The sequence below is a fragment of the Bacillus sp. S14(2024) genome (assembly GCF_050473785.1).
GTDB classification, from domain to species: domain Bacteria; phylum Bacillota; class Bacilli; order Bacillales; family Bacillaceae_G; genus Bacillus_A; species Bacillus_A yunxiaonensis.
The window spans coordinates 4,470,001-4,472,500 of sequence record NZ_JBFLUP010000006.1; the positions used below are offsets into that span (position 1 = coordinate 4,470,001).

General features: G+C 44.4%; 1 protein-coding gene and 2 rRNA genes (2 of these 3 running past the window's edge). All 3 read right to left on the minus strand.

The genetic code is table 11. The features are described 5' to 3' along the window. A protein-coding gene (locus AB1279_RS22535; RefSeq protein WP_429761069.1) for a zinc-dependent alcohol dehydrogenase family protein crosses the window boundary here: on the minus strand, positions 1-937 show its 5' portion. Its footprint begins 38 nt before the window's first position; the window shows 937 of its 975 coding nt (coding positions 1-937); its start codon is at positions 935-937; the stop codon falls past the left edge of the window. A 231-nt stretch (positions 938-1,168) separates the two neighbouring features. Continuing rightward, a 5S ribosomal RNA gene (rrf, locus tag AB1279_RS22540) occupies positions 1,169-1,284 on the minus strand. 50 nt (positions 1,285-1,334) lie between these two features. Then, positions 1,335-2,500 (minus strand): 23S ribosomal RNA (locus tag AB1279_RS22545) (it continues 1,757 nt past the right edge of the window).

Genomic DNA, 2,500 nt, shown 5'->3' on the forward strand with positions numbered 1-2,500 from the left:
TAAGAGCTTTTTTTACATCTGAAAGTTGATACTGAGCATAAGGTCTTGTTAATATTAATTGTTTATCATGAATACATTGTATAACCTGACGAAATGTTTCATGCCATTTTCTTGTAGAAATTTGTTGATTCCAATGACGTAAATGGAATATGTTTGCATGCACTTTTGTATTATTCATAATCTCTGTCCAATCAACAGGTATTCCGGACAAAAGACCTATCGTTAACAAGGTTCCATTCGCACGTATACAGTAAGCTAGATTTGTACCAGTTGATCCTCCTATAGAATCAATTGCTGCTTTAACTTTACAACCATTTGTTAATTCCATAACTGTTTCATAGAGCGGGGTGGTCATTGTATTAATGACATATGAAGCACCAAGTCGAATTAATTCTTCTGTATAAGTATCATTACGTGTTACTGCAATTAAACGAAATCCTAAAACACGAGATAATTGCGCAAAAATATGACCAATAGAAGATCCGCAAGCATTTACAATCAAGTCATCCCCCGGTTTTAATGCCAATACTTCTGTACAGATAACCCACGCTGTAATCGGATTAATATAAAGCTGAGCTGCCGTATAATCATCAATATAATCTGGAATTAAAACAGCTAGTTCAGCTGAAGATTTTACAAACTCTTGCCATGTACCTTCACCTCGCAGCGGCAATACTCGCTTACCAAGAAACCATTTAGAAACAGAGGGGCCTACTTCTTCTATAATACCAACCCCTTCATATCCCGGAATAGCTGGTAAAGAAATTCGATTAGAATATGCTCCCCAAATGGGAATTAAATCAGAGGGATTAATTGGTCGAGTTTTCATTCGTACTAAAACTTCACCAACACCCGGATCTCTAACTTCCTTATTCTCTATCTGCAAAACTTTTTGAGGCTCTCCAAATTCATAAAACTTAATACTTGTCGCTTTCAAAATAAGGAGTCTCCTTTCACTCGTTTATATAGTACCTATCTCTCATTCATGTGAAGTTAATTTGCCTGTATTCTATGAATTTCAAGGGAATTATGGGTATACTTTTTATTTCTTACACTTGGGATAGCTTCAACACTCGGTCTATCAATTGCCTTATTTAAATACAGTATCTTAATAATTGTCTAGTTAATATATACAAAAAAGACGAGTCATACTGACTCGTCTCAGATTGCCTGGCAACGTCCTACTCTCACAGGGACAAAGTCCCAACTACCATCGGCGCTAGAGAGCTTAACTTCCGTGTTCGGTATGGGAACGGGTGTGACCTCTCTGCCATCATTACCAGACTTATGAAGGTATATTCCTTCAAAACTAGATAACATTTGCTTCATATTATATGGTTAAGTCCTCGATCTATTAGTATTCGTCAGCTCCACATGTCACCATGCTTCCACCTCGAACCTATCAACCTGATCATCTTTCAGGGATCTTACTAGCTTAACGCTATGGGAAATCTCATCTTGAGGGGGGCTTCATGCTTAGATGCTTTCAGCACTTATCCCTTCCGCACATAGCTACCCAGCTATGCCCTTGGCAGAACAACTGGTACACCAGCGGTGCGTCCATCCCGGTCCTCTCGTACTAAGGACAGCTCCTCTCAAATTTCCTACGCCCACGACGGATAGGGACCGAACTGTCTCACGACGTTCTGAACCCAGCTCGCGTACCGCTTTAATGGGCGAACAGCCCAACCCTTGGGACCGACTACAGCCCCAGGATGCGATGAGCCGACATCGAGGTGCCAAACCTCCCCGTCGATGTGGACTCTTGGGGGAGATAAGCCTGTTATCCCCGGGGTAGCTTTTATCCGTTGAGCGATGGCCCTTCCATGCGGAACCACCGGATCACTAAGCCCGACTTTCGTCCCTGCTCGACTTGTAGGTCTCGCAGTCAAGCTCCCTTATGCCTTTGCACTCTACGAATGATTTCCAACCATTCTGAGGGAACCTTTGGGCGCCTCCGTTACTTTTTAGGAGGCGACCGCCCCAGTCAAACTGCCCACCTGACACTGTCTCCCGGGTCGATAAGACCCGTAGGTTAGAATTTCAATACAGCCAGGGCGGTATCCCACCAGCGCCTCCACCGAAGCTAGCGCTCCGGCTTCAAAGGCTCCCGCCTATCCTGTACAAGCTGTACCAAAATTCAATATCAGGCTACAGTAAAGCTCCACGGGGTCTTTCCGTCCTGTCGCGGGTAACCTGCATCTTCACAGGTACTATAATTTCACCGAGTCTCTGGTTGAGACAGTGCCCAAATCGTTACACCTTTCGTGCGGGTCGGAACTTACCCGACAAGGAATTTCGCTACCTTAGGACCGTTATAGTTACGGCCGCCGTTTACTGGGGCTTCAGTTCAGAGCTTCGCTTGCGCTAACCCCTCTCCTTAACCTTCCAGCACCGGGCAGGTGTCAGCCCCTATACTTCGCCTTACGGCTTCGCAGAGACCTGTGTTTTTGCTAAACAGTCGCTTGGGCCTATTCACTGCGGCTTTCCGTTAAGAAAG